Origin of the sequence: Paenibacillus sp. BR2-3 (assembly GCF_046529485.1) — a bacterium.
In the GTDB taxonomy this organism is placed as follows: Bacteria; Bacillota; Bacilli; order Paenibacillales; family Paenibacillaceae; genus Paenibacillus_AQ.
This window is the reverse complement of sequence record NZ_CP126311.1, coordinates 285,240-312,214: the sequence shown is the minus strand read 5'-3', so window position 1 is coordinate 312,214 and position 26,975 is coordinate 285,240. Positions and strand designations below refer to the sequence as shown.

24 protein-coding genes and 1 pseudogene are annotated in these 26,975 nt (G+C 46.5%); 6 read left to right on the top strand and 19 right to left on the bottom strand.

The annotated features are described in order from the left end of the window. Positions 1–101 precede the first annotated feature (101 nt). From PaeBR_RS01540 to PaeBR_RS01530, 3 genes are all read left to right on the top strand, one after another. Positions 102–920 carry a hypothetical protein gene (locus PaeBR_RS01540; RefSeq protein ID WP_410513183.1) on the top strand — a complete coding sequence of 273 codons (819 nt, stop codon included), beginning with the start codon at positions 102–104 and terminating at the stop codon, positions 918–920. A gap of 136 nt (positions 921–1,056) precedes the next feature. Further along, positions 1,057–2,175 carry a glycosyltransferase family 4 protein gene (locus PaeBR_RS01535; RefSeq protein ID WP_410513182.1) on the top strand — a complete coding sequence of 373 codons (1,119 nt, stop codon included), beginning with the start codon at positions 1,057–1,059 and terminating at the stop codon, positions 2,173–2,175. A gap of 200 nt (positions 2,176–2,375) precedes the next feature. Beyond that, entirely contained in the window at positions 2,376–2,702 is a 327-nt protein-coding gene (locus PaeBR_RS01530; protein ID WP_410513181.1) for a P-II family nitrogen regulator, read from the top strand. Positions 2,703–2,782: 80 nt separating this feature from the next. On the opposite strand, the gene PaeBR_RS01525 is transcribed toward PaeBR_RS01530, so the two are convergent. Further along, the gene (locus PaeBR_RS01525) at positions 2,783–4,024 is read right to left on the bottom strand and encodes a DUF445 domain-containing protein (protein WP_410513180.1); all 1,242 of its coding nucleotides are present in this window, start codon (positions 4,022–4,024) and stop codon (positions 2,783–2,785) included. 208 nt (positions 4,025–4,232) lie between these two features. On the opposite strand from PaeBR_RS01525, the gene PaeBR_RS01520 reads away from it, so the two are divergent. Continuing rightward, positions 4,233–5,099 carry a Cof-type HAD-IIB family hydrolase gene (locus PaeBR_RS01520; protein WP_410513179.1) on the top strand — a complete coding sequence of 289 codons (867 nt, stop codon included), beginning with the start codon at positions 4,233–4,235 and terminating at the stop codon, positions 5,097–5,099. Between the two features lie 291 nt (positions 5,100–5,390). Here the strand turns inward: PaeBR_RS01520 and PaeBR_RS01515 are convergent, their stop codons facing one another. Beyond that, on the bottom strand, positions 5,391–6,125 hold the full coding sequence (locus tag PaeBR_RS01515; RefSeq protein WP_410513178.1) for a hypothetical protein: 735 nt from the start codon (positions 6,123–6,125) through the stop codon (positions 5,391–5,393). After that, a complete protein-coding gene (locus tag PaeBR_RS01510) occupies positions 6,091–6,690 on the bottom strand; it encodes a helix-turn-helix domain-containing protein (RefSeq protein ID WP_410513177.1) in 600 nt (199 codons plus the stop codon). Before PaeBR_RS01510 ends, PaeBR_RS01515 begins: the two co-directional genes overlap by 35 nt. Before the next feature lie 161 nt (positions 6,691–6,851). On the opposite strand from PaeBR_RS01510, the gene PaeBR_RS01505 reads away from it, so the two are divergent. Both PaeBR_RS01505 and PaeBR_RS01500 read left to right on the top strand, forming a co-directional pair. Then, positions 6,852–7,652 carry an alpha/beta fold hydrolase gene (locus PaeBR_RS01505; RefSeq protein ID WP_410513176.1) on the top strand — a complete coding sequence of 267 codons (801 nt, stop codon included), beginning with the start codon at positions 6,852–6,854 and terminating at the stop codon, positions 7,650–7,652. Positions 7,653–7,815: 163 nt separating this feature from the next. After that, positions 7,816–8,880: an ATP-dependent helicase gene (locus tag PaeBR_RS01500; RefSeq protein ID WP_410515037.1), complete on the top strand. Its 1,065-nt coding sequence runs from the start codon at positions 7,816–7,818 to the stop codon at positions 8,878–8,880. Here the strand turns inward: PaeBR_RS01500 and PaeBR_RS01495 are convergent. The 16 genes and pseudogenes from PaeBR_RS01495 to PaeBR_RS01420 all read right to left on the bottom strand — a co-directional run. Beyond that, positions 8,833–8,976 (bottom strand): annotated as a pseudogene (locus tag PaeBR_RS01495) (ISNCY family transposase); the annotation flags it as partial. The gene PaeBR_RS01500 and the pseudogene PaeBR_RS01495 sit on opposite strands and share 48 nt — an antisense overlap. A 77-nt stretch (positions 8,977–9,053) precedes the next feature. Further along, positions 9,054–9,632, bottom strand: a complete 579-nt coding sequence (locus PaeBR_RS01490) for a DUF4352 domain-containing protein (RefSeq protein WP_410513175.1) — start codon at positions 9,630–9,632, stop codon at positions 9,054–9,056. A 33-nt stretch (positions 9,633–9,665) separates the two neighbouring features. Beyond that, positions 9,666–10,505, bottom strand: coding sequence for an ABC transporter ATP-binding protein (locus tag PaeBR_RS01485; RefSeq protein WP_410513174.1), 840 nt, complete (start codon positions 10,503–10,505; stop codon positions 9,666–9,668). Positions 10,506–10,532: 27 nt separating this feature from the next. After that, complete coding sequence (locus PaeBR_RS01480; RefSeq protein ID WP_410513173.1) at positions 10,533–11,552, bottom strand: FecCD family ABC transporter permease; 1,020 nt, start codon at positions 11,550–11,552, stop codon at positions 10,533–10,535. Then, positions 11,549–12,550, bottom strand: a complete 1,002-nt coding sequence (locus PaeBR_RS01475; RefSeq protein ID WP_410513172.1) for a FecCD family ABC transporter permease — start codon at positions 12,548–12,550, stop codon at positions 11,549–11,551. Before PaeBR_RS01475 ends, PaeBR_RS01480 begins: the two co-directional genes overlap by 4 nt. A gap of 84 nt (positions 12,551–12,634) precedes the next feature. After that, a complete protein-coding gene (locus PaeBR_RS01470) occupies positions 12,635–13,903 on the bottom strand; it encodes a stalk domain-containing protein (RefSeq protein WP_410513171.1) in 1,269 nt (422 codons plus the stop codon). A gap of 158 nt (positions 13,904–14,061) precedes the next feature. After that, positions 14,062–15,249 (bottom strand): type III PLP-dependent enzyme, encoded by a 1,188-nt coding sequence (locus PaeBR_RS01465; RefSeq protein ID WP_410513170.1) that lies wholly within the window; start codon positions 15,247–15,249, stop codon positions 14,062–14,064. Beyond that, a complete protein-coding gene (locus PaeBR_RS01460) occupies positions 15,233–16,045 on the bottom strand; it encodes an HpcH/HpaI aldolase family protein (protein ID WP_410513169.1) in 813 nt (270 codons plus the stop codon). The genes PaeBR_RS01465 and PaeBR_RS01460 overlap by 17 nt, the downstream gene beginning before the upstream one ends. A gap of 27 nt (positions 16,046–16,072) precedes the next feature. Further along, positions 16,073–17,914 (bottom strand): IucA/IucC family protein, encoded by a 1,842-nt coding sequence (locus PaeBR_RS01455; protein WP_410513168.1) that lies wholly within the window; start codon positions 17,912–17,914, stop codon positions 16,073–16,075. Further along, positions 17,911–19,779 (bottom strand): IucA/IucC family protein, encoded by a 1,869-nt coding sequence (locus PaeBR_RS01450; protein ID WP_410513167.1) that lies wholly within the window; start codon positions 19,777–19,779, stop codon positions 17,911–17,913. Before PaeBR_RS01450 ends, PaeBR_RS01455 begins: the two co-directional genes overlap by 4 nt. Next, complete coding sequence (locus PaeBR_RS01445; RefSeq protein WP_410513166.1) at positions 19,763–21,022, bottom strand: MFS transporter; 1,260 nt, start codon at positions 21,020–21,022, stop codon at positions 19,763–19,765. Before PaeBR_RS01445 ends, PaeBR_RS01450 begins: the two co-directional genes overlap by 17 nt. Continuing rightward, positions 21,015–22,919: an IucA/IucC family protein gene (locus tag PaeBR_RS01440; protein WP_410513165.1), complete on the bottom strand. Its 1,905-nt coding sequence runs from the start codon at positions 22,917–22,919 to the stop codon at positions 21,015–21,017. The genes PaeBR_RS01445 and PaeBR_RS01440 overlap by 8 nt, the downstream gene beginning before the upstream one ends. A 60-nt stretch (positions 22,920–22,979) precedes the next feature. Next, positions 22,980–24,035, bottom strand: a complete 1,056-nt coding sequence (sbnB, locus tag PaeBR_RS01435; RefSeq protein ID WP_410513164.1) for a 2,3-diaminopropionate biosynthesis protein SbnB — start codon at positions 24,033–24,035, stop codon at positions 22,980–22,982. Positions 24,036–24,135: 100 nt separating this feature from the next. Then, positions 24,136–25,044, bottom strand: a complete 909-nt coding sequence (gene sbnA / locus PaeBR_RS01430) for a 2,3-diaminopropionate biosynthesis protein SbnA (protein WP_410513163.1) — start codon at positions 25,042–25,044, stop codon at positions 24,136–24,138. Between the two features lie 154 nt (positions 25,045–25,198). After that, entirely contained in the window at positions 25,199–25,597 is a 399-nt protein-coding gene (locus PaeBR_RS01425; protein WP_410513162.1) for a LuxR C-terminal-related transcriptional regulator, read from the bottom strand. A 135-nt stretch (positions 25,598–25,732) separates the two neighbouring features. Continuing rightward, positions 25,733–26,515: a hypothetical protein gene (locus PaeBR_RS01420; RefSeq protein ID WP_410513161.1), complete on the bottom strand. Its 783-nt coding sequence runs from the start codon at positions 26,513–26,515 to the stop codon at positions 25,733–25,735. Positions 26,516–26,975: the final 460 nt, after the last annotated feature.

Genomic DNA, 26,975 nt, shown 5'->3' with positions numbered 1-26,975 from the left:
CCCTTACGATGGAAGCACCCGTAATAAAGGCTTTTTTGGCCTTTGCTGCGGGTGCTTTTTGTCGTCTACCGGGATTTCGGATGAATGAGGAGGAAATATTTTTGATGAAGATGAGACGTCTCACCGGGTTACTGCTTACGGTCATACTGGCGGTTCTGTTACCTGCTGAAGCTTTTGCCGCTGCTATCGTTCAATTAACTCCAACCATCAAGGCCTCTTTTGACAAGACCGTTGCCGCCGCCGATGCTTCCACGAAGGGAAGGTTAACCAATCTTTATGCAGAGCTGGCGATGCTGCAGACCCAGTATGATAGCCGGGAGGAGAAGATCAGAGTCGTTCATTACAATAATGAACAGGCATTGATTGGGGTCCGCAAGCAGATCAGGGAGATAGATGCGGGAGAAGTGTCCCAGTTGGAGGCTCAAACCAAGAGCATGAAGGAGCGCTACCAGCCTTTGTTCGATCAGTACAGCTCACTGAACCGAAGAATTAGCATAGCCAGGAGTTTGAAGGACAAAACCTTGAATTCAGTACTGCAAGCTCAAGGAGATGCCATGAAAGTCATGGTGCAATTGGCCCGTGAGAACATTCGCGACAAGGAAGCACGGTTGAAGGCCGCCAAGGAAATCCGCAGTAAAAAGATAGCCGCTGCCCGCAAAACCCTGGCCGGTATCGAAAATTACCAAATTGGAATTAAATCCGAGAAAAGTGTCGTTACCGCCTTAAACAAACGGCTCTCTGCAGACTGGAGCAGCTTCAAATCCGCCATCCGCAAGCCCAATCCAGCGATCGCTTCACAGTCGCTCTCCTCGCTTGTATCTATGTTTCGGCAGATCGCAGCAAGCAAACAAAAAATAATGGAGCTGGAGCAGAAGATTTCTGTCGTCATCGAAACAACAAAAATACAGGTCGCGCACTAAATTTAGCAGATCGCTTTGGCTCTGGAATAACTGGCAATGGGACGTTTGCTGACTCCGCTCCAAGGGAGTATCTTCAGCCTACCGCACTGCATATGGTAGGGAAAAGACCCTTTTGTGGTCAAGGGAGGCATGAACCATGCAGATTTGTATCATCGCACCGGAGCAATTTGCCGTTCCGGGGAACAATTCGGTAGAAATTTGCATTCTGGCGATTGCCAGACAGTTAGTGCTGCGGCATAAGGTAACTATTGTGAGCCGGAGGATGCAGGGATTGCCTCGTTTTGCTGAGCTTGAGCAGATTAACATCGTCCGTTTGCCTGCGGACAGCCCGTCCCAGTATCTTAACGCCGTGCTGAATTACATCGGGGCAGAGGCGTTCGATATAATACAGGTTGATAATCGTCCCCATCTCATGGCTGCTGTCAAAAGAAAAACTCCACAGACACCTGTCGTTCTGTTTCTGCATTCCCTTACCTTCGTACCGGGTACACCCAAGGTTGCCGGCAGCCTTGAGCAAGCGGATCTCATCATCGCCAACAGCCATTCCCTGCAGCGGAGACTCGCCCGGCGCTTCCCCAGACGGGCGCAAGTGATACGGGTCGTGCCCTTGGGCGCCGATCTGGGCCGTTTCGTTCCGTCTTCAACGGCGGAGCGGCGGCGTCTTCGCCGTGTGTACCGGCTTCCTCAGACCTTTACCATACTGTTCGTCGGCCGGGTCATTCCGCGCAAGGGTGTACCCGTTCTAATCCGGGCAGTACACGCAATCCGTAAAAGATTGCCGGTTCACCTCCTAATCGTCGGGAGAGGTAAACCGCCTTATATCAGACGGCTGAAGGGATTGGCCCGGCGGCTCGGGGTATCGGTTACTTTTCTTGGCGATGTAGCCCATGAGGAGATTCACCGGCTGTATCAGACAGCAGACTGCTTCGTTTGTCCATCGCAGGGTCATGAATCCTTTGGTCTGGTCAATGTAGAAGCAATGGCCTCCGGACTGCCTGTCATCGCTTCGAACAACGGCGGAATCCGGGAAATCGTCGTCTCCGGCGTAAACGGATACCTTGTGGACCGTTATCGGGCGGCTCTGCCCTTCTCCAGATATCTGCTGCTCCTCGGCCGTAACCCGAAGCTGGCGGAGAGCATTGGCGCACAAGGCCGGATGGACGCCCTGCAAGCCTTCGAATGGCGTCATACGGCTGAACATTTGGAGAAAATATACCTGACTTTGGTTCCGTGTCAGCAAGAAGAGCCTGAATAAATCCCGACTTTTCCCTGTTATCTCGTTGATGCGACAAAGTGTAAAAACGATTTTGTGAGGTTATTCACTTAATTCACGCTTAAATAAACTTACACTTATATTGTAAGCGTTGCCATAATAACGACAGAGCTCACTTATCCTGCTACCATGAATTTGGCAATTTCCCTACACATTATTCGTCGTAGAAAGGGTGGATTATAATGTTGATGATTAAAGCGATTGTTCGGCCGGAGAAAGCAGATGAGGTTATGGCGGAGCTTATGCTTGCCGGATTCCCCTCCATCAGCAAGATGGATCTTTTGGGGCGAGGTAAACAGAAGGGTATACAAGTGGGTACAAATCATTACAATCAAATCTCCAAGAAGTTGCTTATGATCGTTATTAACGACGATGAGAAAGAGGACGTACTCAGTATTATTATGAGAACGGCAAGAACCGGGGATAAAGGATCGTTCGGGGATGGTAAAATATTCGTGCTTCCCGTACATGAAGCCTACACAATTAGTAACGGCAAGAATCAGCTGTAGCTGTTAAAAGGCAGCGAAGCCATACCGCAGAAGAGGCATGAATACGCCCGGCGGTAAACTTCGCTGCCTTTTATTTGTATCTACATCAGCTGGATAATGGTAAGAACAAGTCCGACGACAAAGCCGCACAGCGCCCCGTTCACACGAATCCATTGCAAATCCTTGCCCACCTTATCCTCCAGCATGTTAACCAGACTAGCATCATCCATCTGATCCAAATTCTCTTTGACCAGCAGGCCAAGCCGGTAGTGGTTCGCTTCCACAAATCCAATCAGTGAAGCCCGTATCCGTTCTTCCCAGCCCTGAATCCACCCTTGCTCCCCATTGATGCGGCGGACAAGCATGGCATACAGAGCAAACAGCTTGCGTCCTCCCTGCACCTGATCCTCTTGCAGCAGAGCCACTGCCTTGCTGCGGATTTCTTCCAAACGGGCACTAAGGAATACAGTCCCCGCCTCACCTTGAAGCTCGTCCACAGCCCATTCTTTCAATGATGCCACACGCCGCTCATCATTTACGAGCTGGAATAATGCCACACGTATTTCCCGGATAATCTCCTCGCGGTACGGGCTGTCTTCCTCCTGAAAATCACGGATACCCGACACCAGCATGCCCTGCAGCATTTCGCCCAGCATATCCTCATCCATAAATCCGACGAAGGCTTGAAACGCCATCCCCTTGAATCCGCCCAGCTTAACCTCTGCCAACTTCTGACTTGCTATTGTGCCCAGCATGGCCCGTGTTTCCGGACGCCCGCCCCAGATAGACACCTGCTCCAGTGCATAATCAAGGGCCGCTACGTCTTTGCCCTCGTTCATGAGTCTCGTCGCCATGTTATCCGCTGCTGTTCCCAGATCAACCTCCCGAATATAGTCTGCCAACGCGGATTGCAGCTGCGGAACGATCTTCTGGGACGAAATACGTTGTACAAGACCAATAAGCTGCTCCAGCATTTCAGCCCGTGCCTTTTTTCTGCCAAAAAGCTTGGTTAGCAGTCCGGACCCCATCGAGACTATACGGATGCTGCGCAGCTTCTTCTCAATGCTTTCCTTGTTCAGCAGCTCGTTCTCCATGGCCGAAATGAGCGATTGGATGATCTTGTCCCGGTTTTTCAGCAGCAGGGATGTATGGGGAATGGGCAGACCCAATGGATGACGAAATAATGCAGTTACCGCAAACCAGTCGGCAATTCCGCCTACAAGCCCCGCCTCAAAGCCGCCCCTAAGCAAGACTACGGACAAATTCTCCGGGAGAAATAAAGTGATCAGAAAACCGCACGCCATAACGGCCAGTGATATTGAAGCCAAGTTCCTGGATTTCATAAAATAATGCCTCCTTACCGTTTCTTTCCGACAAACATTGTACCACGAATGATCATCATACTGAAAATAGCCCTTTTCTCCCGCAGACACTGTCACTTTTCTTCTGCCGCAGGGAGATTAATTTTAATCCTCGGGGAATCAATGATAAGATACAAGGGAGCGTTTCAAATATAAAAAGAGACAGAGTAAGAAAAGGAGACCATACAATATGCTGATAGCCTTGGATATGGATGGAACACTGCTGAATGAAGACGGCGCTATCAGTCCCGGAAACCGGGACGCGATCAGACGGGCCCAGAGTCAGGGCCATACGGTCGTAATTGCGACGGGCCGCTCCTACATGGATGCCGAGCGGCAGCTGCGGCTTGCCGAGCTTGAATGCCCCGTAGTCAGTTTGAATGGCGCTGCCGTTACGCTGTGGGATCAGACCCTGATCGCCAGCACGCCACTGCAGAAGGAGAAAATCGTTCCCGCCCTGAGCTGGATGAATGAAATCCCGGAATTGTATTATGAGGTGTATACACAGGATAATGTATACGTCGAGTTGGACAAGCGGGTAAGGCTGGAGAAGCTGATCTCCCTTGAGGAAGGGGAAATTCCCGAGAACTTAAGATGGATTCTGAAGGCCATTGTAGGCAAGCAATTTCAGCAGGCTGCGGTGACTTATGTCGAAAAAATGGAAGAGGTATGGAGCAAGGACGAGAACGTTATCTTTAAAGTACTCGCCTTTTCCCTGAACCGCGATTTGCTGAAGGAAGCATCCACCCGGTTCGCCGAACTTCCCGGACTCATTATTACAGCCTCGCACGAGAACAACATTGAGATCAACCATAACGATGCAACCAAGGGGCTGGGCCTGAGCAAGCTGGCTGCACACTATGGAATTGCGATGAAAGACGTCGTCGTCATGGGCGACAGCTATAATGACCTGCCGATGTTTGAAGTGGCGGGATACCGCGTGGCCATGGCCAACGCCGCTCCCATTCTCCGTGAAAACTGTGACTACATAACCGTAAGCAACAATGAGGATGGCGTGGCCGCGGCTTTGGAGCACATTTTCGCAGGCCAGATCTAAAAAAAAAAAACAGAATCCTTAAGCTGCCCCGCCGCTGATAGACGGTGCAGTTAGAGGATTCTGTTTTTTAGTACTTCGAATTAGGATCGAGAAACTTATGATAGGGCAGCAGCTCGATGCCTTCTATACCCTTGCATTTCTCATATTCTTGAGATAACTCGCTTAACTTCTCAATATGACTAAAACTTGGGCGTTCTCATGTCCGGTCTATTCTTTATATTTTTTTCTATCCGGCCCCAAGGAAATCCCCGTAAGGCCGGCGGTCAGCAAAGCTATTCGGATAAATAGACACTACAGCAGTAAACCCGCAGCAAGCGTAATAAGGCCAACCGCCGCAATGAACATATTCGTTGTGAGAAGGGAGGCTTTAGCGGCAAGACGAACAGCTATTAGATTCACACCGCTGTGGAGCGGGATCAGCAGCAGGACAAGCCATGCATTATGCGCAACAATCAGTACAGCCCCGATATGAAAAGCAGACGCCCAGATGCGCTCCAATATCCCCCACAGCGGACTGGCCTGAAGGTTGCCCTGCGACTGCAGCATTTCCTTCGCCTGCATGGCCTTCTCGTCGGTCCGTTTAATCAGGGAGGTAATCACAATAACGTTAATGATGACGAACAATACTTCGATCGCCGCCCAGCCTTGACCAACCGATTGTGCCCAGGTGAAGGATACGGAGGTGAGAGCGATCAAAATCAGGCGAACTCCTTCTTCCAGAACTCCGGAGCTGCCTACAACAACATTCTTGGCACTTTCAACAGGCCATTTCCTAACCAGCAGGCTGAGCGGTCCGCGCAGGAACAGGGCAACAAGCCAGCCCAGCGCTCCGAGTCCGAACCCCTTCCAATTGAGTTCGTAGCCCATCATCTTGAACAGGGCCCAGAACAATACAGGAACCAGAACATACAGCGACAAAAACTTCAAAGCCTTCTTTGATACCCCTGCGAACGGGTCTGGTTTCTGCACTTCCTGTACTTCCTGTACTCCGTTATTCTCTTTCGCTGCGGTCATGTTCATTGTCATTTCCCTCACCCTCCACTGTATTTCCTTTACGGGTTTGCACTTCCGGAATCACGATCGTGGAAATCATTCGTCTGCGTCTGTCTCCTCCGGCTTCATTTTCAGCGTGTTTCTGCATAATCTGGCGAATCTCGCCGAGCAGAGCGGCATATTCCCCGTCGTTTAGATGAAGATGCACCTGCCGGAAGGAAATGCCGTCCTGGAATAGATCATAGTGCTTCTGACGCAAGTATTGGCTGTAATCGCCGATAAGCGAGGAGATGAATTTCAGGAAGAGTGTCATATGCTCCCCGGAGGACTGCTCCGTGACATCGGACGGTGTTAAATCATCCGCGCCATGGGCAAGGTAATATACCTTTTCGATGGCTCCGCGGATTTTATTCTCCTCTGCCACTTGCAGAATTCCCGCCTTCAGCAACTTGTTCAGATGACGGTACATGGTCGCCTGCGGAATATCATCCAGCTCTCTGACCAGCTGCTGCGTGGTCCGCCGTCCGCCCAAGGCGAGGGATTGAATGATTCGCATCCGGATAGGATGCAGGATCAGGTCGGCTTTTGAATCCGGCATGTTCTCCACCTCTTTAATATTATCATTATCGATAATGATAATATATTACGATGCGGATAGCAAGCCATTTTACCGAAAGGCTCCTCAGTCATAGTCCTCTTAGTACAACGTATAATATTTGAAGCGCGAGGTTTTTTAATCCAAAGAGGTGGGGTGTAACCGTGCAATACTATATTGAAGTAGAGCCCAACGTAAAGCTGTTCATAGAAGACATAGGAAGCGGTGTTCCCGTAGTATTCATTCATGGCTGGCCGCTGAATCATTCGATATTCGAGTATCAGGTAACGCAGCTCCCAAAGTACGGATTTCGCTGTATTTCGATTGATCTGCGCGGCTTCGGAAAGTCAGACCAGCCCTGGACCGGATACGACTATGACCGGATGGCTGACGACATACGTATTGTCCTGGACACTCTGTATCTGGAGCAGGTACGACTGATTGGCTTCTCCATGGGCGGCGCGATTGCTATCCGTTATATGTCGCGGCATAGAGGACACCGGGTAGCAAAACTTCTGCTGCTCGGTGCCGCAGCACCCGCTTTTACCCAACGGGACAACTATCCCTACGGCATGACCAAGGCTGAAGTGGATGAGCTGATTGAGTTAACCTATACCGACCGGCCGCAAATGGTGGCCGCCTTTGGTGAGAAGGTGTTTGCACAGCCTGTGACCCCAAGCTTCAAGGACTGGTTCCAGTTTATCGGGGTTGCCGCATCCAACCACGGCACTGTATGCGGCGCCATCTCGCTCAGGGAGGAGGATTTGCGTCAGGATCTGCCGCAGGTGCATGCGCCCACCTTTATTTTTCACGGTGTATTGGATCAGATTTGTCCGTTCAAGTTTGCAATACTCATGCATAAGGGTATTCACGGCTCGCAGTTGCTGCGTTTTGAGAAAAGCGGACACGGGATTTTTTATGATGAGCTGGAGCTGTTCAATCAGCGGCTGCTCAGTGTGTTGTGAGCCTTTTAATGGTATATTGTAGATTGGCTAAATTACCGGCACAAGAAACAAACGAAGGTGAATTCAATTGAACAAGCTCTTATTTCATAATATTCCTCTGGGTGCTACTGGAGAACGTATCCCTGAGGCCGCGATAGCCTCTGCCAAGACCAGCAGAGAGCTGGTGAAACCGGAGGACCGGGACTCGGCTTTTTTCCGCAGGCTGGAGCAGGGCGGTATCCTGCTGAACCTCCCGCAAATTGCAGCCGTAAGGCACCATACGGGGCCGCTTCTGACTCTGGCCGGTGCAGGCTCCGGCAAAACATCGGTTCTGATCTGCAGAACCGGTTATTTGCTGTCTGTGCGCGGAATTTCACCGAGCCAGCTGCTGCTGTTGACCTTTTCCAATAAGGCGGCGGCTGAAATGCGCGAGCGGATTGCCCTGCTGCCCGGGGTAAGCGAACGCGATGCCGCCGCCTTGCAGGCACGGACATTTCATTCCTTCTTCCTGTATTTCTTGCGCAGACAAGGCTTGCAGCAGGATATTTTCAGCGAAACCCGCCGTCAGCATATTTTACTGAAGCAGATTATGCGCGAGCTGGGACTACCGAAGGATGCTTATCCGCCGGAAACGCTGCTGAGTCTGCTCTCTTCTCACAAGATGAACATGGGCACGGTGGATGAAATCCCGGAATTAACGACCGCAGATCAAGAAATGAAACAAATTCTGAGAATCTACGAGCAGTGGAAAACTGACCATTTCAAAATCGATTTCGATGATGTCCTGTTAATCGCCAACCGGATGCTGCGGGAGCGGCCGGCGCTTTTGCAGGAATTGCAGATGAGATACCAGTATGTAATGGTCGATGAGTTTCAGGATACGAACGCCCTGCAATATGAGTTGGTTAAAATGATTGCTCATCCGCAGCATAATCTCATGGTGGTCGGGGACGATGACCAGACGATTTATTCCTTCAACGGGGCACGCAGCGAGTTCATTCTGGAGTTCGAGAAGCTGTATCCGGGAGCTAAGGTGATTACGCTCGATATCAATTACCGCTCCGGCCCCGCGATTGTCGGTCTCGGCAACGGCATTATCCGGCACAATACACGACGGCGCTCCAAAACCCTGCAAGCGGCCAAAAACGGCGGAAGCCAGCCCCGGTATATGCGACCGCAAAGTGCAGACGAGGAAGCCGCTCTCGTTTTCGTCAATGCGTACTTTATAGCGGAATTTCCGGGTTTTTAAGATGGATTTTTCTTCGCACAAGCTCAACAACGCTGCATTGACCTCTTCAACGATGCTGTCGCCCACTTCTTTTACGAGCGATTCATAGCCCGAATTTGACCAGATTTAAATTTACCATTTACAATATTTTCCTCCAAGTTTGCTCACGCAACGACTATATAAGCGGGTACGGGCTATTTGCCTGCTATTGTACCTAGATCGATCGTTCCGATGTGATTTCCCTCGAATCCAATTCCTGATTGAACGAATAATTTCAATTGGGTTGCATCGGCAGGCACTTCAAAAACGATGTTTCCTTCGCGCGGAGAATCAGGATTTACATCTTGCAAGAAAAAAATATTTCCCTGGTTTACATACATGTCCCCATCGAACATCGGTTCAAACTCTCTGGCCTGTCCATCCTTCAGTTTAAAAAGAGACGGATCAACCAACTGTGCTGCTGTACCGGTATTGGCAATCGTAACTTGCAAAACAATAAACTGTTGATCTGTTGTTTTATTGTCACTATCGTTTCCAATCTTCTTTTGAGTTGAGGCAGAACTTACCTTGTATCTTAGTTTATCAACAACCACCGTATCACCAAGCTTATGTTCCTTTCCTGATGTTTGAGGTGTTTCTTGGCCTGTTTCTGAACCGGATTGCTCATTACTTGTACTTTTTGCAGACGGATTACTGCAGCCTGCTATATAAATGACTACGAGAATGGTGAAGGCCGCCAAACACCATCTTCTTATTAACGTATTGTTCCACATGTTATCGTTGTTTCTCCTCTCGTAATTTAAACGTTATTTGTTTACTGCCATTTTTTCCATGGACTGCTTACCCTCATCTTTTGGATCCTGACTGACAAGCTTATACGGGATACACAAAGGTGTGTTTGTTTCCGGATCATAGATGATGTGACTTTTTACACCGAATACCTTTTCAAGCATTTCCGAGTTGAGGACCACTTGTGGCGGACCTTCCGATACAATCTCTCCGTTATAGATGGTCACCAGATGGTCCGCATACCTGGCAGCATGGTTTAAATCGTGAACAACCATGACAATGGTACGGTTTGCTTCCATGTTTAGCTTTTTCAGCAACTCAAGCACTTCTAACTGATGAGCCATATCCAGAAAGGTAGTCGGTTCATCTAATAATAATAGTTCCGTATCTTGTGCTAATGCCATCGCGATCCAGACCCGCTGCCTTTGACCTCCTGATAAAGCGGTAAGTGGCCGGTCCGCCAACTCAGCCGTACCTGTAACTTCAAGTGCCCACTGTACCATTCGCTGATCTTCTTCCGATTTACCGCCGATTAACTTTTGATAGGGATAGCGTCCGTGAGAAACTAATCCTTCCACCGTCAATCCTTCGGGAGCTTCCGGTCCCTGCGGTAAAATTGCCAATGACTTGGCAACTTCACGTGTTGCTTGAGTATGGATAGACTTACCATCAAGATAGACAGTACCGGATTTTGGGCGGAGGAGCCGCGCGAGCGATTGCAGGATTGTTGATTTGCCTGATCCGTTTCTTCCTACCAAGGCCGTAATTTTTCCGGGTGGAATCTGCAAGTTAAGTCCTTTGACAATGGTTCTATCCTCATAAGCCAATTCCAAATCCATGGTATGTAATTGTTTCACCTTGTTCCCCCCATTAGCTTTGATTTGTTATCGTTCTCGGTATAATAACCATAGGAAGTAAGGGGCTCCTATGAGAGCAGTCAGCAATCCTGCCGGCAGTTCTGCTGGCGCTAATACGATTCGACCGAGCGTATCTGCCGAAACTGTAACAATAGCTCCGATCAACGCTGCAACCGGTAACACACGCCGTACATCGGGACCAACCAACAATCTGGCTATATGCGGCCCTAACAAACCTACAAATCCGATGTTCCCGGCAACAGCAATCGCACAGCCTGCTAATCCCACTCCAATCACCGAAGCGAGCAATCGAATCAACTCCACCTTGCTTCCTAAGCCTCGAGCGACTTTATCCCCTAATTGAAGTACAGCTAATGGCCTTGTAATGACTAAAGCAAGAGTAAACAAACTTAAAAACCAAGGTAAGATACTTATCAAACGTTCAGAACCCTGCCCCCAAACTGAACCTACTAACCAGAATAAAGCGGTCTCCAAATCATCAGGAGCTTTAAGAACTACTGCTTCGCGGGCAGCCAAACATAAAGCAGAGATGGCAATTCCCATCATAATCAATTTATTGGGTTCGATACCGTTACGCCATGTTAACAAGTAGATGGCCAAAGCCGCAGTTGCCCCTCCTATAAAAGCAAAAATAGGAAGAACTCCGGGGGGTGCAGCGGGAAATAAGACGATAAGGATAACAGCCATTAATCCCGCTCCATTACTTACACCAATAATGTCGGGGGAGGCAAGATTGTTACGAGTAATAGCCTGAAAAATCGCCCCGGACATGGCGAGAGCACCACCGACAAGTACCGCTATAAGTACACGCGGCATACGCATTTCCATAATGATTTGCTGTGTTTGTTCCAATTCTCCGCCCAACCACACATGTAAGATATCCCTTATACTTAATCGCACGGCTCCCAAGGCCGTACTGATAATGGAGATCATGAATAATAAAAGAAGTAGAGCCAGAGCTATTACCCACCATGGGGTACTTGGCCGAGAGAGTACGGGTTGGCGGGGGTTTACAATCAGCTTCATGTAATCCTCCTTGAGCGCAAAAGGTAGATAAAAAATGTCGCCCCAATGATCGACATAAGTATCGATACCGATACCTCCTCTGGATCAAATACAAGGCGGGTTACGAGATCGGCAAGAACAAGTAAAAGCGCCCCAAAAACGCCGGAACATGGAATTACCCATCGTTCGTCAACCCCTACAATAAATCGGGTTATATGTGGAACCACTAGCCCAATAAAGGCAATTGGACCCGATACAGCCACAGCGGAACCTGCTAATACAACCACAACTATGGAAGAAACCAAACGGATCATACGTACCCGCAATCCAAGCCCCTTTGCCACTTCATCTCCTAGGCGTAGTAAGTTAAGTTTTCCTGTTAACATAAGAGCAGCTATGGAACCCGTTATCATCCATGGATATAAAAATTGAATATCACGCCATTCTATCCCTGCTACGCTTCCTTTTATCAAATAAGAAAGCGCATAGGCGTTCTGAGAGTTTACAAGAATAATCCCTTCAATCATTGTACTTACAAGTGCAGAGATCGCAACTCCAGCCAAAGCCAGTTTCACGGATGAAGTTCCTCGTGAACCGAGTGAACCAATGCCCCAAACCAACAGCATCGTCAATCCACCGCCGCAAAATGCCATAATCGGGATCCACTCCGCAGGTACCCAAGGCAGATATAAATTCGCAACTAAAATCGTAAGGGCCACACCCCAGTTAATACCTAAAATTTCCGGCGCCGCCAAAGCGTTATCCGTTATGGCCTGGAGCATTGCACCTGAGATCGCCATAGCGGCTCCGACCATGACTGCTGCCAATACTCTAGGCAGACGAAGATCATGAACAATTTGGTGCTGCTGTAAATCACTGTTATAGTGAAAAAGGGCGTCAATTACTGTGCTATTGGTTAGATCCGCTACTCCATAACGGATAGAGAATAAGATAGCTACTAAAAGTGTACCTAGTCCCAAACATAGCACTAGAATACTTTTGTAATGATTGGAACGCATATCCGTTCATCTCCTAATGGGAAACGACGTGAGCAGGAAATGTCCTTCTCTCACGCCGTTGGATATCTTCTTTTAGATGTTGTTTTACTTTGTTAAGTAACCGACTGCATCGCTAATAATCACTTTTGCAGCTAATGGTCCCCGGTAGAATGTCCAAGTTTCCAAGCTAACTTTTTTCACCTTGCCGGCCTTTATAACGGCTAGGTCTTTCCAAATCGGAGCGGTTTCCAAGTCGATATTTTCCGTCCACTTCGGGCTCTCCAAAAGGAAGATTACATCCGTTTGAATCTCAGGAAGCTTTTCTCTAGAGATGTACGCGTCAGGTTTTCCTGCAGCACTGAACGTAATGTTTAATCCGATTTCTTTCAAAACATCGCCGGTAAATGAATCCGTAGTAAAGATACGCACTTGATTTTTCGCATAGTTACCTACAGGGAGAACTTTTACTGCACCTTCTTTTGAGATAGCGGCTTTAGCTGAAGAGACTTTCTTGTAATAATCAGCAAGCACAGCTTTTGATTTGTCATCGGCACCAAATGCGTCGCCCAGTTTATTAATAATGGCTTTCCAATCGTCATCGCCAGCACCGGTAAATAAAGCGGTCGGAGCAATTCCGGATAAAACATTGTATGCTTCTTTATGACGTTTTACATCACCGATAATAAGGTCCGGCTTAAGGCTCGCGATGACTTCCGTGCTGGGCTGTTTACGGTCTCCCACCCAAGTAAACTGATGTTTTATATACTTATCAAGGTAATCGGGAAGCGATTTTTTCACTGCGTCCTCTTGTGCAATACCAACAGGCTCAATTCCTAGTGAAGTTACAATATCTAGTAAATACATATCCAACACAACAACACGTTCTGGGATGTGGTTTAAGGTTACTTCACCTACTGAAGTTTGTAGGGTCAATTTACTTTTAATCGATACCGTTTTACTGCTGCTGTCCCACTTAACCCAAAGACCATAGGCTTCAGAGATAAAACGGAGCGGAACAAGCGTAGTACCCTTCATAGCTATAGGAGCTACATCAAGTTGTATTATTTGATTGTTTTTGTAAGCAATCTTTGATCCTATCTTCAGTTTAACAATGGTGTCTCCTTTTACAACAGTAACGCTTTTTGTTTTAGCGTTCCAGCTTACTTTTCCGTCAAGACTGGCAGCAATCCCACGGTAAGGAACCATTGTTCGCCCCTGTATCACTTGCGGCGCTGCGTCGAAGGAAAGAGATTCCCCATCCTTCGTAACTTTGATGTTCCCTGCTGCTTCCACCAAAGCAGTTGGGAAGTTTCCAAAAATCATGGCAAAAGCAAAAATTCCGGTTAGTACATAACGTATAAATCCTGTGTTCATTTCTGTTTATCCACCTTTCAATTCTATGTAATGATAGCTGTACTTAGAATAATAATCATTCTCAATAGACTTCAAAAAAAGAGAATGGATGATAATCATTATCATTCCAACAAAAATTATTTTATAGTACTCATCCAATCATTGTCAATAAAAACTTTTCAATCTAAATAAATATGATCAGGGTGCGGGTGACTGAGAAAATCATGATGGGAGATAGCCCATCCATACGCTCCGGCATACTGGAAACAAAGGATATCCCCTGTTCGTATGCTGGATACCGCAACATCTTTAGCCAATATATCCTTTGGTGTACAAAGCTGCCCTACTACTGTCAACTCGCAATTTTGGTATTCTCTTCGCTGAAACGGATACTCCCATTGCTCTGTTTTAATAACAACAAATGGATGACTATGCTGCCAAGAAGAAGGAAGACGAAAATGATGAGTGCCTCCTCTGATCACGGCGTATTTTTTTCCGTGATTTTGTTTGATATCCAACACTTCCGCAGCGTAATAACCGCTGGGAGCAGTCAAGTAACGCCCGCATTCAAACAGAACACGCATACCTGGCGGTAATTGCTTCTCCAACAAGGTTGCCAAGCCGCTAACAAACAGATCCCAATCGAATTGCTGCTGTAAATCAGCGTAATTCACCCCAATACCTCCTCCGGCATTGAGATAGGAAATCTGCAAATCAAACTCTCTTATCCAGTTCTTTACTACCTGGAAGTAGTAAGCAACAAGTTCAGTATGTTTCAGCGCATCCAAATTGTTTGAAAGAGAGTGAAAATGAAAACCTTCCAGCTTAACGCCTTGTAACGATCGCGCCATGCGAATGGCTTCAGTTATGATTTCTTCGTCAATCCCAAATTGAGTGGGACGTCCTGCCATGGCTAGTGTGGCATTTGGAAAAGGGCCTCGTAAATTTACACGTAAAAGAATCGGTACAACTACTCCCCTATGCTTTGCTATATAATCAATCCTTTGCAGTTCATCAAGACTTTCCACATGGATTAAGCTAACATGATGTTGAATAGCTCCCTCAATTTCTTCATTCGTTTTTCCCGGTCCGCCAAATAAGATGGGGATATCGGGTGAAACCGATCTTATTTTAAGAATTTCACCAAGTGATGCCACTTCAAAGCCGTGAACAATGGGTGCAAGTGTCTCAATAATGGATCGTTCCGAATTGGCCTTGATCGCATAAAAAAGCTGGCAGGGTGAAGGAAGCGATTCAACCCTCCGTTTCACATATTGACGCAAATGATTCAAATCGTAGAGAAAAGCGCAAACCGGCTTTGAGCTTTCTTCTTTTACTTGTCGGATATACTCAACTACTCTGTTCATCAACTTCCCCCTTTCTTAATAGTTCCGCCTGTTGGTCTTTAAACATATTCAATTGGTTCCGCAGCGCTCGGAACGCTGTGCCGCGTTCGTCACCCAGTACGTAGGCCCGTACACCTCTTTCCCGCCACATATCCATATCCTCTATAGCGCGCGGAATTGCGCAGTAAGGCACCCCATGTCGACAGGCAGCGGATTGAATCTGGTGCAATGCATCTTTGACCGCTTCCCCGCGGGTTTGCCACGGTATCCCGTACGATTGTGAAAGATCCGCAGCCCCTTCCAATACCATATCAATCCCTGGAACGGCTAGAATGTCATCCGCTTGATCAACACCTTCCCTGCTTTCAATCATGGGAATAACCATGATTTCTTTATTTGCCCGCTCCATATAGGCAACCAAATCGTTTTTGCCGAAAGACCCGGGACGACCGCTGTTTAAACTTCGTGTACCTAGCGGGTAGTACCGGCTGAAACGGACAATGTTCTCAGCCTCTTCCTTACTTTGGACGTGCGGCACAACCACCCCTTGCGCACCGGCGTCTAGAACACGTAGAATAGTCCCAGGATTGGCATCGGCAACTCTTACCAATGGAGTAATATGGGTCGTCTCGGCTGCCCGAATCATGTTTTCCAACGTCTCCGGATTAATTAGGACATGTTCTGTGTCAATAATGACGAAGTCAAACCCCGCACATCCGATCATCTCGACCATAATAGGTGAAGGAATGGAGCAAAACAAGCCGTACACCGCTTTTCCTTCAAGCAGTTTACGTTTTAGAGCGTTATCTCCCAGCATATAAAATACTCTCCAATCATCACGGGTTTACTTAGACACTGCTAATGGATTGGGTACTTTGTGAACCCTTAGCTCTGTATCGGGAAACAGTCGCCTCTTTGCAAGTTGTTCCACCTCAATCCATGGAGCAAACAGATCAAATAATTGGTACCGATCGGACAATTCGGGAAAGCGTTCTTGATATGCTTCAATAACCTGGCGTACCAAGCCCCAAAACTTTTGCTCGGGATAATCAAAAGCATCAGCCATTAATAAAGCCAATTCCCCTATATTAATGAAGAAGAAAGCATCGTGCATAAAGTCGCGAACAGCTACAAGATCATCTGTTTCAATAAATGAATTACGGTTAATACGAGCATGATAATCAGGTGTTCCGAGTAACTCCGGGCATTTGTCCGGTTCAACCAGATGTGTTTTTGAAAAGCGAATGCCATCGTGAAAATCTTTGAGTGCGATCCGCTCAGGCATTCCATCTCTATGGATCAGCACCATATTCTGCGCATGGGACTCCACCGCGATTCCATGGGCATACAGCAGATGGATAATCGGGAGGATGCTTGTTTCAAACAACCTTGTTAACCACTCTTCCGCACCATAGCGGCGAATCCAAGATTCTATCAACGGTTTACCGTTTAATTCAACATGGCAAAGACCATTAAAAGGAAGCGCCTCTTCCCCTGATTCCAGGAAACGATGCAAGCTTTCTCTCCAGATGCAGCCCATGATTCCGTAGGTATTCGATTGGAGCAAATTCGAACGGGCTGGGCGATCATAGGAAATACCCATGACCTCCCGTAACAATACGATTCTTGCCTCACGACTCAAATAGGGATCTGTTGTTACCAACTCTTTTAACCAGTCGGAAATGGCCGAAGCGTTAGATACCGTATGGGGAGCCAGAATGCGGCTAGTGGACGTATTGATTAAATTCATGGATAACTTCAAATACATTTTTTCCGGCGAAGTATAATTAGCCAACGTCCGAATCGACTGCTGCGGCCGATAACGGTCATCGGATACCCCTAGCAAAATCAGGTGATTCTCCCTTAAATCCTCTAACATAGCCGTCGTAATGATCTTCTTCCACTGCCAAGGATGGATAGGCATAAACAAATATTCCTTCGGATCAAGCCCTCTTCTTCTTACGGTCTCTACAAACGAGATAAATAGTTCCTCTCCCAGTTCATCGATAAGAAAGCTTTGATAGTCCATTTCTCTTGAGATGGATATGCAGGTATGTTTTTTATCGACCGCTACCCACACTGGATAGAGCTCTCCTTTAAATTCAGGGCCATATTCGTATTGTTCCATATAATCAAAACCGATTCTCGATTTGTAACTGGGATGGTAAGGGTGGCCGTCCATAATATCTCCTTCTAATTCATCATAACTGCTTGCGTGGAGAGTTCTACCCTCTTGATGGCGATAATGCTGTGCCAACGTGTCTTTAAGCAGGGTATGTTCCAACTCGTTGATGAACGTGATCAAACGTCCTTCATCAGCACCTAATGATCCACGAATTTCAAGTAAGAATTGGGCCAACGAGTCTGCTTCTTGGCACATATCATCAACCATACGGATAATCAATTCGTCAGTCAGACGAATTCGTCCGAATGTTGATCGTCGTTGTCCGCGGCATAGGTAGATGACAGATTGGCCCTTTTCATCTTGGGCAGGAATGCGGTAACCCGTTTCTCCGTCCACCTGCTCAATCTCAGCTGTAATCACTCCCTCGTAGAGTAACGCCTCAATTAATTGGCGAAAAATTCGTCGCCTTACCGTAACAAACTGGTTTGACTGGATCGCAGCATCCACGATGGACGGTTGGTAAGTAAAATCTTTTATCAATTCTGCACTTTTATTATTCATACTTTCCCCCTGAACGTAATAAGCGGATTGGGTATAGTCACATACAATGGTCTTTCGCCTCTTTGATGAAAACAGCTAATGAAGTTGGCTTTGGCAGGTAATCCTTCATTCTCTATCAGATCCAGAAGGTAAGAACTATTTACACTCTTTTGTAATAGACTCGAGGTTTGAACTACTTCGGCTACTACCTTCCAAAGTGCCATTTCATCCGTCGACCCGTAATAGGCCAGGGTATGAATCAGATGCCCGAGATGATTGACTACGACATAATACTTGAAACGGTCCCAAGCTTCTTCCTCTGTATAGAGAACAGGACTTTGTTCAGCAATCCTGTGATTGAACATAGCTTGCTCCCGGGCACGTTTGTGGCCGATGCTGACGCCTTCAAGATCGCGGACATAGAAGTGAACCGGCCATCCGTCGCGAAGAGCAACTATAGAATTTTGAACATGAGCTTCAATGCTTACTCCATGTTCGATAAACAACCATAATAGCGGGACTAGCGATATATCCAGGTACTGTTTCAACCAATTCTCTAGAAATTCACCTTGATTGAGATCTGGGTATTGACAGGCAGCCATACGTACAGCTTCTATAATGGGCGGCTCATTGGCGTGTGGCGGTTGTTCCAACAAAGAAGCCACCACGAGGGGTACCTCTTTATTATCTGGAGAGGCAGTCGGATTTTCCCGCACAATAAACCCGAAACTCTCAGCCAATCTTTCTCTTTGTTCCGGTGTTACGCTATCCGGTGCAAGCGTGCGATACCCTTCTTCATGCAAAATCGTAAACTCTGAAAATGGTAATTGTTCGGACAGATAACGAAGCACCCGGCTGGCATCCATTGTTCGCTCCAGCTGCTCAAGCGGATTGACGCGAATAAAATTGGTAATTCGCACATTAAGCGGCAGCTTGAAGAAATACTTGTGTTGTGGATCCCAAACGGTACGAACGGACGATGTAGGGTAAACCCTGTCACCAAGCAGCCCCAGGTCAACAAGCCTACCTGTGTCTAACAAATTTTGAACCTCAGGCCACTTTTTCAAATGCTCTGCTTGCCACGGATGGCAAGGAATTAATCGGTACTGCTGCCAAGACGGCCCCAAATGCTGTTTGACTGCTTCTATTACCTTTGGAGAAAACCAGGATGGATCTAACTTCTCCGTATGCAAAAAAGATTCTTGAATAATCTCCGGAGCGCAAGCAAAGTAATTCAGGACAAAAGAGGCCCCCATCTCCGGAGCGTATTGGAGTAAATCTTCAGCGGAAAAACCTTGTGAACTCTTAGGCGCTGGATGAAACGGATGGCCGTAAACAAGTGATTGTTCAGCCGAGTAAAAGCGTTCTTCAGCCGCCAGATTCCATAAAGATTGACCTTCACGAAAACTACGCTCTACATACGTACTGGTCTTTTCCAGTGAATTTTCCAATTGGAACAACAACGTTTCCTTAAGATCGGTTTGCTGCGGTGAAATGTTGGCTGACGAAGCAAGTTCATTCAACAATACCTCGGCCAATTCTTTACAGCTTTGGACCTGCAAAAGATCCCCACATTGTAAGTGTTTTATCCAAAAAGAGAATCCGTAGCGGTGATGACCGAACACTGAAAAATAGGTGAATGCACCGAAAATGATAACCCCTGTGGACTCCAGTGCTACGGACATAGGTGTCCCTTGCCTGCTTATTTCATCAAGAATGGATGAGGGAAGGCACTTGCATTTCGGATCATCCGGTTGCAGAATTGGATCAAATTTACCTGTTTCCCGCAAATACGCATTTAACAACCTCTCCGTCGTTGCGATTTGCGCCCATGTACGTCCCATTTCTTTTGCTGCTTGAGCTTGTTCTTTAATATTGTTTATCATCTTTCATTTTCCACCTCATCATGATGGTTTTAATATACGGAGCGGACACGGACTGCCGTGCGCCTATCGCGAGCCAAACAGACCCGCATAGAAACGAAGACCCAATAATCACAAATGTCCATTCCATTGTCAGAAAAGCTCCAAATGCGGCACCTAATAACGAACCGGCAATTTGTCCAATCACGAGAAATGAATTAGCGATACCTATGTTCATTCCCCTATGTTCTTTTTTTGACTCCTTTATGACCACAAGAAATATGGATTGTATAAGCGCCCCAAAACAAAACCCTTGTACAATTCTTAGTGGAATCAACCAGACCACATTCGGCGGTAATGCTTGCAGAATGACGCTTAGTCCACATCCAACTAATGCTAAACATACGTTTTTTTCTATTTGCATCCGATCATTACGACGCCCCCACCATGGGGACCCGATCAACGTTGCCCCCCAGGTGATCGCTTGCAGTACGCCTACCCACGTTGCGGCATAGTTTGCATAGCCAATCATTCCTTCCACACGCGGAGCAAACACGGTGACCAAACCAAATGCTCCAAACTGCGCCATCATTCCCGCCAGCAGGAAACTCCTTACCCTACGGTGCCTCAGTAAATTGCTACATGCTTTTACTAAGGATATGTTCACCTCACGATTGGATGCCGTCTCTCTATGGGGCTCTCGCAACAGAATTGCTGCACCTAATCCGGATAAGCCCGTCAATAGAGCCATCCACCATAGTAGGGTTTGAAATCCGAACAAATCAGCCATCGTTCCCCCGATAAGCGGGCCAATGAGGGAACCCGCCGCAGTGGCGCTTTGTAAACTGCCCAGTACTCGGCCCTGTGTTCGCTCATTTGCTTGGGATCCGGTAAAGGCGGCAGTGGCGTCGACAACACCTCCGAAAGCTCCTTGGAGCAGTCTCGCAAGAAAAAATTGCAATGGCGTCTGTGCCCATCCCATTAGCCCTAAACTCACCGCAATGCCCAATAACGCTCTAACTACCATCAACTTCTTTCCAAAGCGATCCCCATACCTTCCCCATATAGGGGAAACTAAGCAAAGCATATAAGCGGGAGCTGCAAGAGATAAACCCGCCCATAACAGATTCTCCGCAGTGGTCACTGCCCCTAACTCAGTCATTAAAAAGGGAAGAAAAGGAACCATAACCGTCAAGCTGCAAATGGAGAAAAACTGTCCCATCCATAGAACTTGAAAGTTTCTTTGGAAACAAGAGGATTTATTCATCTTCCACACCTAAACTTTGCAGCGGGTTTTGCGTTTGACCTACTCCTGCAGGCATGCTGCCGCCACCGGAGCCCGTTCTCTTTAAAAGGGGTGTTAACAATAGGCGAGTAGGCCAGGTTTCACTATCAAGCAGTTGTTGTTCGATTACGTTTCGCACCGATGACGGAAAATCGATGTCGGATATACACGTATGTATAACCCTTTTGATCTCCTGCCAGAACAAAGCCTCATCCATTGAATACGCTGTTGACAATGCATCCATGATGGCATAAAGATTTACTTGCACGCCAAGGGTTTGAAAATAGGAGAGCAATTGTTCCGGCGTCTCATTGACCAAACTATTAGGCGTACCCGGCTTGACAATATATTGGGGATCCGCCAAACCCTCGCTCTCTAACCAAGGGAGATGTAACCGAATAGTGTCATGATCCCGCAATAGCAAGCCGCTAACCCGTCCGTTCCGAAGGATTAATATCACGTTCTGGCCGTGAACTTCCGGCATGATTCCATATCGGAAACACGTAAGTGTTGTCTCAATAAATACATGGGCAATTTCTCTAAACAGCTCCAATACCTGTGTATCGCCCATATGTTTGCCGAATCGATTCGCTCCCATTTGAGCGAATATCGGATTTTGTTTTTTTTGATCCACAACCGCTAACGCGGACATGGTAATTAATTCCACTCCTTTATCCTTAAGCAGATCGTAAGGATACTCACGGATCAGGCAGGCCAGATGCCCCGGTTTATCATGGAACGGATCGCCATCTGGTTCGTAGAATCCCCACCAATTAGACTCGCTGCATAAACGTAATCGATCATCCAACAAAGGTTCTCTCTTCATGACTTGTTGAAGTAATCTTTGACCTTTTTCACCGTTATGAAGGTAGCGCGGCGGGAGAACACGCAATGCTCCCAGAGAATAAATGCCAATCGGCACCTTTACATGGAATTTCCCATCCCCTGAGGCTGATAAGGCTCGAACTGACGATGTCGCCTTAAAATCTCCTAATCCCCGGATGACCGGTATGCAAATACCCTGTGCCATTTCTTCTTGATATATTGACGGCACAACATGATCCATCTGCCATGGATGAACAGGAAGCAGAATATACCTGTCATTATCGACACCAGCTTGATTAGCTGCTAAGTGCAATGTCTCCAGTTCAAAATCATTTAAAATGAAGCTTGCTATATCTTCTGGTGTGCTTGCCTTTATGCAATCACGACGGACAGCTAGCCAATCCAGCCCGAATGAACTTCCGTATTCCGGACTATACTGGCGATATTCATCGTTGTTCCACCCGCGTTTAGCTCGTGAAGTAGGGTGAAAAGGCCGGTCTCGCAGCGCGGAAAATCGCTCAATCTGTTGGACAGATGATTCGGAATCATTTGGTTTCCGATCATACGCTAGCATTGCCTCTAGTGATATAAACGTTTGCTCGATAGAATCTTTCAATTCATCCAGAAAATCCGGCAAATTAGGCAGAGAGTCGTTACGTTCCTCTTCAGAAAGAGAATCGGCAAAAATTCGCATAAATGGTATTGGATGCAGCCCCTGAGCCATCACGGATTCTTCCTTATTTATCAGCAGCACCACAGGTAAACGGCTGATTTTATACGTTTGAATAAAACGCTGCTGATGGACACGAAACATCACTTGTCGTTTATCATCCACTGGAAAATAGAAATAGCTCTCTCCTTCTTCCAACGTGTACAACTCACAGCCAGATACGTCTAACCGCTCAGTTGAAACGGTACCTTTTTGAAGAAAACCCAATAAATTTTCATGAAACATCGCATTAATCAGATCACAAAAGACCATTCTCTCTGCTTGCTCTTCCAACGTCTGTTTAATTTCTGAAGAGGTATTACTTCCAATGAGATATGTATTCAAATGCTGTTTACCTCCTTTCAAGCAAGTTCACTTGTTGGCTCACCTTCATCGGACCCAAACCTAATAAAGGCTTAACTTGGTGCCCGCATTCCCGGCAAGCGCCTTACGGTAAATCAGATGAGCGCAAGCGATATCCTCAATCGCCATCCCCATCGGGTTTAGCACGATGATTTCATCGTCCGATTCCCGTCCCGGCTTATGGCCTATTACGATCTCTCCCAGTTCGGCATATAATTTTTCACGTGAAAACGTTCCTTCCAAAACAAGCTGGTTAATGATTTTCTTCTCGCGATTGGACTGCTCCCAATCATCAACAATTACTTTATCCGCTTTTAGAAAAACATCTTTATGTACATCCATAATGGATATATTGCTGACAAACGTGCCTTTCTTCAGCCATTCAAAAGGAATATAGGGCTGATCCGCAACCGTACATGTTACTACGACTTCCCCCTGACGAACCGCCTGCTCGGCGCTATCTGAAAGTACAATGTCAACCGCCGGAAAACTTCGGTTCAACTCTTCTTTTAATGCTGCCGCAGAATGTCTATTCAGATCGAATAAAAAGATCGTTTCTATCTGAGAGAATTGTTCTAGCATGGAACGCATCTGTGTTTTGGCTATGATTCCACAGCCTAAACAGGCCACGTTCTTAAAACCTTTTCGTGCCAGGTATTTTGCCGCGACAACGGTCACCGCAGCCGTTCGCATGCTGCTAATCAACCCCGCCTCCAAAATCGCTACCGGATAGTTAGTAGCCGGATCATTGAGGATGAGCAGTCCGCTAGCCCGCTCCATTCCACGCTTTGCCGCATTATCATGCTTACTGCCGATCCATTTGATGCCGGAAATCGCCGTTTCGCCTCCTACATGTGCAGGCATTGCAATAATCCGGTCCGCAATATGGCCCTTCTCCGGATCAACCCGCAAATACGGCTTCAACGGCTGGACAAATTGACCTTTCGCATGCAGGGTCAGTGCTTCCGTTATCCCCTGCACATAGATATCCGAATGATCCCCTCCAAACTTCGCTATACTCTCCTTGTTTAAAAATAAAATCGCAGGTCCCGGCTCACAAGCTTCATTCTTTGTTTCAATAAGTTGTTCTGTTTCCATCTCTATACACCTCTGCTTCCATTTTATCGTTTTAATTTAGATGCCCATTTATCGTTATACACCGTATCCAAGTAACGGTCTCCCCGATCTGGCAGAAGCGTTACAATACGAATCGGCCTTCCCCCTCCGGCTTTAGGGAAGGGATAAGCTTGTGAATAGCAGCCACGACCGAACCTGACGAACCACCTGCAAAAATTCCTTCCTTTAACAGCAGGTCCCGGCAGCCTTGGACAGATTCCCAATCGTTAGAATGAATAACGCTGTCGATTTCCGCTTTATTCAAAATCTCCGGCACACGGCTTGCGCCAATTCCCGGCAGTTCCCTCGGGGCCGCAACCGGACTAAAAATAATCGACCCCAGCGCATCGACGGCAACAACCTTCATTTGCGGAAACTTCTGCCGCAGCCTTCTACTCGTACCCATAATGCTGCCGGAAGTACTTACACCTGCAATAAACAAATCCACATGATCCAGTTGCTCTGCAATTTCACTTCCGGCTCCATGAAAGTGCGCTTTCCAATTGTTTTCGTTGGCATATTGATTAATCCAGAATCCGTTGGGTGTTTCTTGCATTAGTTCCTGTACCCGCTTAATTCTCGTTTTTAAGTATCCTCCCTGATCGTCCCGCTCTTCCACCATTTCGATTTGAGCGCCCATCTGCCGCAAAATATGCAGATTCGTTTGGGTAATTTTGGGATCTACTACACATGTGACTTTCAAGTCATAAATTCGGCCTATCATCGCTAACGCTACCCCTAAATTTCCGGATGTGCTTTCGATCAAGTGCGAATTCTCGTGAATGATCCCCTCCTTGAAACCCTGCTCGATAATATAGCGGGCAGGACGATCCTTCATACTTCCTCCCGGGTTCATATACTCCAGCTTCGCGATAACCTCAATCCACTGCTGCGGGAAAAGCCTGCTCAATCGAACTAAGGGTGTGCCGCCGATACAATCTTTTACAGAATCCTTTATACCTTCTTTCATTGCTGCTTGCTTTGTAATCATTTTCCAACCTCCTTAGTCCCTGGATAACGACCTGGATAATATGATATTGATAATCATTATCAATATCATATATGTATCGTATCATTGGACAAAATAAGTTGTAAATGATCATTTCCGACCATAAAATCATCGAAACCGATTATGTACTCTTTCCCTATCTACCTTTCAATGCATAGATCAGATCTACCCCAGATGCGTGAATTCCCAGCAACTTTTTAATATTCTGCACATGCTTTCTGACCGTATTTTCAGATATATACAATTGATTGGCGATTTTTTGCACAGAATAGTTGCTAGCGAGCAGCACGGCAATTTCCTGCTGTCTTGTGCTTAATTCCGGATACAGTATATCCCCTTTTGTATCTTCCGACAGCTCTTGTATGTTCTTTTCCCGATCCCCTTCCTCTGCTGTAAGGGAAATCTGGACAGATGAACAAAGTTCCAGGCCGGATATCTCTATGATAATCTGGTTAAGCATAGCGACTACCTTTTCCTTTTCTTCGGGGCTGGCGGAATAGGCATCAATGAGCAGTCTGTGCTTCGTATTAGGCATCGTCTCACCTCCATCATTGCTATTAATTGATAATGATAACCATTATCAATTAATAGCAAAAAAATTATAGCTGAAAAAAGAATAGCTAAACATCCCTATCAGGATGTGCTTAATGCCATCGCTTACTACCGCTACTTATATCGGTTGAAGGCACAAATATTTGGTGATTCTTCGTTCATCCGTTATTTTCGGACAAGTATAGCAGTATCGGTCTTCACCCGGTAAACAATAGTTTAAACAGCATTTTTTGCGTACTGTAATCAACCGATCTGCATGATGAGGAACCGGTATACAACGAAAATCATCCTGCAGTCTATTTTTCTTTATTACACAAAGCTCCGAACCTGCTTCGTCAATTATGTAACGGTAATCCGCTTCAATCCGGCTTTTTAACTCTTCAGATTTCGCCTGGCTCACCCATTTCTTTTTCCAATAGGCCAATAAATAAGACAAATGCCCCCACAATACAGATTCATCAAGTCCCGTATACCGGGATACCATTGAAAAAACTGGAATGAGGTTGTCATTAAATATATGTGTTAAATATTGCTTTCTTCGCTGTATACGAGTTGAACCCATTACTATGGCCATAGTTTGCGTGCGTCTCGTCAAATGAAAATGAAATGACTTATCTATCAACGATAATTGTAGAACGTTTAACGAAATATTTACGCCATAATCAGAAACTGTAAAACTATATAAAGCTCCTGCCGCCAATGTACTGTAACGCTTGCCAAACAAAGAACCGGTAACCGCTTGCCTCGGGGACCTAATCATCGATCCAAAGACATCCAAAAAAGATTGCAAACTCGCTGGATGTAACAAATCGAGGCCACTGCAAATAGGGCTGTAGGGAGTTTCCTCCGTAAAATGAATATTATGATTTCTTTGTAGATGAAACTCGATTCCCTGTTCCACGTGACCCTCCAAAGGCAAACAGATTTATTATTGAAAAAAATTATCACTCTGTTACTCAATAATAATGATAATAGTTCTCATTATCAATGTCAAACAGCACCCGTAACAATAAACAAGCGATTGGAGTTTATTTTGAAAATAGGTATTATGGATGAAATTATAGCTGTTTTGGAAATTTGATGTCTATGATATTCAGATCATTTAGCTCGAAAGCCGATTGCGATTGCATTCGAATTAAAATGCCTACCTTGTAACGATTACGATTACGGGTGAATTAGTGACGGCGTTGAAAGCTTTAATACCTTTCGAAGGAGCAGACTAGAGCCTCCTGCGAGGCTCTTTGGTATGACCACTTTAATGGTTTTTATTTATCAACCACGCTCCTATTTACACTTTTTACTTGTGCAGCAAAGGGAATAGGATGGTATATTGTAGATTGGCTAAATTACCGGCACAAGAA